Annotated in this window: 8 protein-coding genes; 3 read left to right on the forward strand and 5 right to left on the reverse strand. The window is 70.0% G+C overall.

Annotated features, from left to right (window positions below):
- Window positions 1–34: 34 nt before the first annotated feature.
- The 3 genes from gltX (at window position 35) to G3573_RS07970 (ending at window position 3,206) form a co-directional block, all read left to right on the forward strand.
- Complete coding sequence (gene gltX / locus G3573_RS07960) at window positions 35–1,447, forward strand: glutamate--tRNA ligase (protein WP_163260554.1); 1,413 nt, start codon at window positions 35–37, stop codon at window positions 1,445–1,447.
- Window positions 1,448–1,518: 71 nt separating this feature from the next.
- Window positions 1,519–2,820: a citrate synthase gene (gene gltA / locus G3573_RS07965; RefSeq protein WP_163260555.1), complete on the forward strand. Its 1,302-nt coding sequence runs from the start codon at window positions 1,519–1,521 to the stop codon at window positions 2,818–2,820.
- 122 nt (window positions 2,821–2,942) lie between these two features.
- Window positions 2,943–3,206: a hypothetical protein gene (locus G3573_RS07970; protein ID WP_163260556.1), complete on the forward strand. Its 264-nt coding sequence runs from the start codon at window positions 2,943–2,945 to the stop codon at window positions 3,204–3,206.
- Between the two features lie 31 nt (window positions 3,207–3,237).
- On the opposite strand, the gene lpxB is transcribed toward G3573_RS07970, so the two are convergent.
- The 5 genes from lpxB to lpxD form a co-directional block, all read right to left on the reverse strand.
- Complete coding sequence (gene lpxB, locus G3573_RS07975) at window positions 3,238–4,416, reverse strand: lipid-A-disaccharide synthase (RefSeq protein ID WP_163260557.1); 1,179 nt, start codon at window positions 4,414–4,416, stop codon at window positions 3,238–3,240.
- Complete coding sequence (gene lpxI, locus G3573_RS07980; protein ID WP_163260558.1) at window positions 4,413–5,261, reverse strand: UDP-2,3-diacylglucosamine diphosphatase LpxI; 849 nt, start codon at window positions 5,259–5,261, stop codon at window positions 4,413–4,415. The genes lpxB and lpxI overlap by 4 nt, the downstream gene beginning before the upstream one ends.
- A gap of 13 nt (window positions 5,262–5,274) precedes the next feature.
- Complete coding sequence (gene lpxA, locus G3573_RS07985; protein WP_163260559.1) at window positions 5,275–6,063, reverse strand: acyl-ACP--UDP-N-acetylglucosamine O-acyltransferase; 789 nt, start codon at window positions 6,061–6,063, stop codon at window positions 5,275–5,277.
- Window positions 6,060–6,530: a 3-hydroxyacyl-ACP dehydratase FabZ gene (gene fabZ, locus G3573_RS07990; RefSeq protein WP_163260560.1), complete on the reverse strand. Its 471-nt coding sequence runs from the start codon at window positions 6,528–6,530 to the stop codon at window positions 6,060–6,062. Before fabZ ends, lpxA begins: the two co-directional genes overlap by 4 nt.
- Before the next feature lie 5 nt (window positions 6,531–6,535).
- Window positions 6,536–7,244: UDP-3-O-(3-hydroxymyristoyl)glucosamine N-acyltransferase (gene lpxD / locus G3573_RS07995; protein WP_163260561.1), on the reverse strand; the 709-nt coding region annotated here is incomplete at its 5' end.

A 7,244-nucleotide genomic window follows, 5' to 3' on the forward strand; every position in this document is an offset into this window, starting at 1 on the left:
GCTTTTGTTTTCCCGTCCCCTGTCAAGGCGACCGATGACCGATCCCCGCCCCGTCGTCACCCGCTTCGCCCCCTCGCCCACCGGCTATCTGCATATTGGCGGCGCCCGCACGGCTCTGTTCAACTGGCTTTACGCGAAAGGGCGCGGCGGCAAGTTCCTGATCCGGGTCGAGGACACCGACCGCGAGCGCTCCACCCAGGCCGCGGTCGACGCGATCTTCGAGGGTCTGGCCTGGCTGGAGCTGTTCTCCGACGAGCCGCCGATCTTCCAGTTCTCGCGCGTCGAGCGCCACCGCGAGGCGGTCTACGAGCTGCTGGCCAAGGGCTTCGCCTACCGCTGCTGGATGAGCCCGGAGGAGACCGCGGTCGAGCGCGAAAAGGCGCACGCCGAGGGCCGCGCCCTGCGCTCGCCCTGGCGCGACCGGCCGCACGATCCGGAGATGGAATCCCAGCCGCACGTGATCCGCTTCCGCGGGCCGCTGGAGGGCGAGACCGTGGTCGCCGACATGGTCCAGGGCGAGGTCCGCTTCAAGAACGAGGTGCTGGACGACCTGGTCCTCCTGCGCTCGGACGGCGCGCCGACCTACAACCTGGCCGTGGTGGTCGACGACCACGACATGGGCGTCACCCACATCATCCGCGGCGACGATCACCTGAACAACGCCGCCCGCCAGTCGCTGATCTATGAGGCGTTCGGCTGGGAGAAGCCGGCCTTCGCGCACATCCCGCTGATCCACGGCCCGGACGGCGCCAAGCTGTCCAAGCGCCACGGCGCCCAGGCGGTCGGCGACTACGCGGCCATGGGCTATCTGCCCGAAGCCATGCGCAACTACCTGGCCCGCCTGGGCTGGGGCCACGGCGACGCCGAGATCTTCGGCGACGAGCAGGCCATCGAATGGTTCGACGTCGCCAATGTCGGCCGCGCGCCGGCGCGGCTGGACTTCGACAAGCTGGCCCACATCAACTCGCACTGGCTGCGCCTCGCCGAGGACGACCGGCTGGCCAAGCTGACCCTGGACGTGCACGTCCAGCGCGGCCTCCAGCTCGAAGCCGGCGACGAGGCCCGGCTGGCCGCCGCCATGCCGTTCGTGAAGGACCGCGCCAAGACCGCCCTGGAACTGGCCGACCAGACCGTCTTCGTGCTGAAGCGCCGGCCGCTGCAGCTGGACGACAAGTCGCGCGGCCAGCTGAACGAGGAGACCGTCCAGCGCCTGTCACGCTTGCGTGAGCGGCTCGCCCTGTTCGAGAGCTGGGACGTCTTCGCCCTTGAAAGCGAACTGAAAGCCTTCGCCGAAGACGAGGGCGTCGGCTTCGGAAAGATCGGTCCGGCCATGCGCGCGGTGCTTGCCGCCGGCGCCCCCGCCCCCGATATCGCCAAGACCCTGGCGGCGCTCGGTCGCGACGAAAGTCTCGGCCGACTCGACGATGCGCTTTCCCCCGACAGCTAAGGCGCTATAACCCAGCCCAACTCCGCGGCGGTTCCTCCCCCGCCCCTCGCGTACCCAGAAAGCGGATCGAGATGGAAAACAAACCTCAGTCCCCGGACAGCGCCAAGCTGGTCCTCAACGGCAACGAGATCGGCATGCCGGTGCTGAAGGGCACGATGGGCCCGGACGTCGTCGACATCCGCAAGCTCTACGCCCAGTCCGGCGCCTTCACCTTCGATCCTGGCTTCACCTCGACCGCCAGCTGCGAAAGCGGCCTGACCTACATCGACGGCGACGCCGGCGTGCTGCTGCACCGCGGCTACCCGATCGACCAGCTGGCCGAGAAGTCGAACTTCCTCGAGGTCTGCCACCTGCTGCTGCACGGCGAACTGCCGACCGCGGCCGAGTACGCCGCCTTCGAGCACAACATCACCCACCACACGATGTTGCACGCCCAGTTCGACCGCTTCTTCGAGGGCTTCCGCCGCGACGCCCACCCGATGGCGGTGATGGTCGGCACCGTCGGCGCCCTGTCGGCCTTCTACCACGACAGCCTGGACATCCATGATCCGCAGCAGCGGATGATCTCGGCCATCCGCCTGATCGCCAAGATGCCGACCATCGCGGCCCGGGCGTTCAAGTACTCGGCCGGCCAGCCGTTCGTGTACCCGCGCAACGACCTCGGCTACGCCGAGAACTTCCTGCGCATGTGCTTCGCCGTTCCGGCCGAGGATTACGAAGTGAACCCGGTCCTGGCCCGCGCCATGGACCGCATCTTCATCCTGCACGCCGACCACGAGCAGAACGCCTCGACCTCGACCGTCCGCCTGGCCGGCTCGTCGGGCGCCAACCCGTTCGCCTGTATCGCCGCCGGCATCGCCTGCCTGTGGGGCCCGTCGCACGGCGGCGCGAACGAAGAAGCGCTCAACATGCTGAAGGAGATCGGCACGCCGGAGCGCATCCCGGAATTCGTCGCCGGGGTGAAGGACCGCAAGTACCGCCTGATGGGCTTCGGTCACCGGGTCTACAAGAACTACGACCCGCGCGCGAAGGTGATGCAGACCACCTGCCACGAGGTGCTGACCGCCGTCGGCGACCCGAACGATCCGCTGCTGCAGGTCGCCCGCGAGCTGGAACGCGTCGCCCTGAACGACCCGTACTTCGTCGAGCGCAAGCTGTACCCGAACATCGACTTCTATTCGGGCATCACCCTGTCCGCGATGGGCTTCCCGACCACCATGTTCACCGTGCTGTTCGCCCTGGCGCGCACCGTGGGCTGGGTCGCCCAGTGGAAGGAGATGATGGAGGATCCGCAGCAGAAGATCGGCCGCCCGCGTCAGCTCTACACCGGCCCGGTCGAGCGCGACTTCGTGCCGATCGACAAGCGCGGCTGATAAGCGCCCGACATCGCTGAACGATCACGCCGCCCCGGCTCCCGCCGCGGGCGGCGTTTTCGTTCTGGTGCATATCTGGTGGATTCGGAGCGGCGGACGGAGCCGCCTAGCAAGGTTTCGACATGTACCGACTGCTGCTCGACTGCACGCGAACCGACTACGATGCCGACACGGGCTATGCCGGGTTCATCACGCTGAAATTCGAGGAGGCCGGTGATCGTGAGCTCGCGATCGCCACCGCGATCAAAAAGACCAAGTTCCAGATGGCGGCAAAAGGCTTCACCCCCGACGAGATCGAAGCGTTCAGGTTCGAAGTCGAGGAAATCGAGCTCGTCGACCCGGCCCGTGTGGATTGCTCGGTCGAAGCCGGCTTCGCCTATTACTGACACCGCCGGCGCTGAAAGCCGCGCGGACGGACTAGCCGCCCGGCAGCAGCTTGCGCTCGGCCAGCACGCCCAGCACGGCGTCGGCGGCCGCTTCGGACGGATCGGGGCCGCCCCGGCCCATCTGGTCCAGCGCGGCGTACTGGCGGGCGACCTGGGTTTCGCGCAGCGCCGGGTCGTCCAGCCGCTCGGCCACGGCGGCGGCCAGCTTCGGCCCGGTGGCCTCGTCCTGGATCAGCTCCGGGGCGACGAAGTCGCGGGCGGCGATGTTGAACAGGGTCACCCAGGTGGTCTTCACGATGCGCTTGGCCAGCGCGTAGGTGAGCTTGTCCAACCGGTAGCTGATGACCATCGGCACGCCGGCCAGGGCCAGCTCGATGGAGACCGTGCCGCTGCAGGCCAGGGCCACGGTCGAGGCCTTCATGGCGTCGCGCTTGGCGGCCTCGCCCTCGACCAGGTGCACGCGGAACGGCCAGCCGGCCACCCGCCCCTTCACCGCTTCGGCCACCGTGTCGGCGACCACCACGGCGACCTTCAGGTTCGGCCGGTCGCGCTTGAGCAGCGCGATCGCCTCCTCGAACGGCGGGGTCATTCGCATGACCTCCGACGGGCGGCTGCCCGGCAGGACCAGCAGGATCTGGTCGTCAGGCGCGGCGCCGATCTCGCGGCGGAAGCGTTCGCCGTCGGCCTGCGAGAAGTCGGTGTGCAGGGCGTTGTTGCCGACGAAGGTGGTCTTCAGCCCCTCGCGCTCGAACCAGGGCGCGTCGAACACGTGGATGGCCAGCAGGTGGTCGACGGCGCCCGCCAGGGTCTTGGCCCGGCCGGGGCGCGAGGCCCACACCTGGGGTCCGACGTACTTGACCAGCGGCATGGCGGGGAAGTCGCGGCGCAGCGCCTTGGCGACGCGCAGGGTGTAGCCCCAGCTGTCGATCAGCACGGCCACGTCCGGCTTTTCGCGCCGCGCCAGGGCGGCGGCGTCCTCGACCCGGCGCTTCACGCGGCCGTAGGCCTTGACGCCCTCGACCCAGCCCAGGATGGACAGGTCGGCGATGTCGAACGGGCTCTCGACGCCCTCGGCGGCCATGCGCGAGCCGCCGACGCCGACGAAGCGGACCTTGTCGCCCAGGCGCGCCTTCAGCGCGCGGGCGAGGCCCGCGCCCAGCGCATCTCCCGAGGCCTCGGCGGCCACCAGCATGACGGTGAGCGGTTTCATTCAGCGGCTTCGGCGGACGACTTCACGCCCCAGACGAACAGGCCCAGGCGGTCGGCCGTTGCGATCACCGCCTCACGGTCCAGCACGATCAGCGAGCCGGCCTCGCCGACGATGCCCGCCAGGCCGGCGGCGGCGGCGTTCTCAACCGTGCGCGGGCCGATGGTCGGCAGGTCGACGCGGCGTTCCTGGATCGGCTTGGGGGCCTTGGCCAGCACGCCCTGGCGGGCGTCGGGCGCGCCGCGGATTTCTTCGGGCAGTTCGGCCACCCGGCGCAGCATGGCGTCGGTGCCCTCCTGGGCCTCCACCGCCAGCACCAGACCGTCGGCCACCACGGCCCCCTGGCCCACGTCCAGGCGGCCGATGGCGCGCGCCACCTCCAGGGCCCGGGCGACGTCGCCCATGGCCTCAGGCGGCGGCTGCAGCGCGCCCAGCGCGCCTTCGTCCAGGGTCAGGTCCAGCATGACCTCGTCGGCGCCTTCGACCCGGAAACCTTCCTTCTCGAACTGGCCGACCAGGTAGCGCAGCAGGCCGTCGTCGCCCTTGCGGGCGGCGGCCACGGCGCCGGGCAGGATGGCCAGGCCCTTCAGGTCGGGTTTCAGGGCGGAGAAGTCGGGCCGGGAGACGATGCCGGCCAGGCACACCGCCTCGCAGCCGGCCTTCTTCAGGGCGTCGAGGCAGCGGCCGTACTCGGCGATGCCGATCTCGGCGCCCGGATAGCGCTCCAGCCCGGGCGAAGCGAAGCCCTTCAGGCGGACGACGAACAGCGGCCGGTTGGCCCGCTCGCACCAGGCGGCGATCGCGTGAGGCAGGTCACCGCCGCCGGCGAGGAGGCCGAGCTTCTGCATCGCCCTACGCGCCTCAGTCGGACGGCAGGCAGAGCGGCCGGTTGGCCTCGGCGCGGATGAAGTCGACGATCTCCATCACCTCGGGCGAGGCGGCGAAGACGCGCGCGACGTCGTCCAGGCGCTCCTGGAAGGTGCCTTCCGGGGCGAACATCAGCCGGTAGGCCGAGCGCAGGTTGTTGATCGCCTCGCGCGAGAAGCCGCGGCGCTTCAGGCCGACCAGGTTCAGGCCTTCCAGGTGGGCGTGGTTGCCCCACACCGAGCCGAACGGAATGACGTCCTTGGTCACCGTGGCCATGCCGCCCACGAAGGAGTAGCGGCCGATACGGCTGTGCTGGTGGACCGCGCACAGGCCGCCCATGAACACGAAGTCGTCGACGTGCACGTGGCCGCCCAGGGTGGCGTTGTTGGCCATCACCACCTTGTCGCCGACCGTGCAGTCGTGGGCGACGTGGCTGCCGACCATGAACAGGCCGTCGTCGCCGACGCGGGTGACGCCGCCGCCCATGACCGTGCCGGTGTGCATGGTCACGTGTTCGCGCACGATGTTGCGCGCGCCCAGGATCAGCCGAGTGTCCTCGCCGCGGTGGGCCAGGTGCTGGGGCGAACCGCCCAGGCAGGCGAACGGGTGGACGACCGTCCCCTCGCCGATCTCCGTCGCGCCCTCGACCACCACGTGGGACAGCAGGCGCACGCCGTCGTGCAGGGTGACCTGCGGGCCGACGATGCAGAACGGGCCGATCTCCACGTCGGCGCCCAGGCGGGCGTTCTCGTGGACCAGGGCGCTGGGATGGACGCGGGTCATTTCTGGGTCTCGACCACCATGGCGGCGAACTCGGCCTCGGCGGCGATCTCGCCGTTCACGTAGGCCTCGCCCTTGAACTTGAACACGTCGCCGCGGTGACGCAGCACGGTCACCGGCATGCGCAGGGTGTCGCCCGGGCGCACCGGGCGGCGGAAGCGCGCGCCGTCGATGCCCATGAAGAAGATGGTCTTGCCGGTGACGTCGGCGTTCAGCGACTTCGACATCAGCAAGCCGCCGCTCTGGCCCAGGGCCTCGACGATCAGCACGCCGGGCATGACCGGATTCTCGGGGAAGTGGCCCTGGAAGAACGGCTCGTTGGCGGTGACGTTCTTGATGCCGACGATCGACTTGTTCGGCAGGTATTCCTCCGCACGGTCGATCAGCAGGAACGGGTAGCGGTGCGGAAGGCGCTTGAGGACCTCCGCGTAATCGATGGACGTTCCTGCGGTTTCAGTCTGCAAAGTCATTTAACTCACTCGCCCCCGTCGCGGACGCGGGACTGTTTGGCGATCCAGGCGGCTTCGCGCAAGAACTGTCGGATGGGTTTGGCCGGATATCCGCCCCAGGTCTCGCCCGCGGGGATGTCCTTCATGACCCCGCCGCCGGCCGCGACGCGGGCGCCGGCGCCGATGGTCACGTGGTCGGCCAGGCCGGCCCGGCCGCCGAACATCACCCCGTCGCCGATCTTGGCGGACCCGGAGATGCCGGTGTGGGCGGCCAGCACGCAGCTGCGGCCCAGCACGACGTTGTGGGCGACCTGGACCAGGTTGTCGATCTTGGTGTGCTCGCCGACGACGGTGTCGTCGTAGGCGCCGCGGTCGATGCAGGAGTTGGCGCCGATGCTGACCCCGTCCTGCAGCACCACCCGGCCCAGCTGGGGCACGTCGACCGCGCCCGAGCCCGAGCCGGCGACGCCGAACCCGGCCTCGCCGACCACCACGCCGGCGGCGAGCCGGACGCGGTCGCCGATCAGCGCGAAGCCGACCGAGGCGTTGGAGCCGATCACGCAGTCGCGGCCGAGCTGCACGCCGGGGCCGACCACGGCGTTGGGGCCGATGTAGGAGCCCGCGCCGATCGCGGCCCCCTCGCCCACCACGGCGCCGGGCGCCAGCACCACGCCCTCGCCGATCTCGGCGGTCGGGTGCACGGCCGGGCCGGCGCTCATCCGGCGGGCCGGATGC

This window comes from Caulobacter sp. 17J65-9 (assembly GCF_010975005.1).
Lineage (GTDB): Bacteria > Pseudomonadota > Alphaproteobacteria > Caulobacterales > Caulobacteraceae > 17J80-11.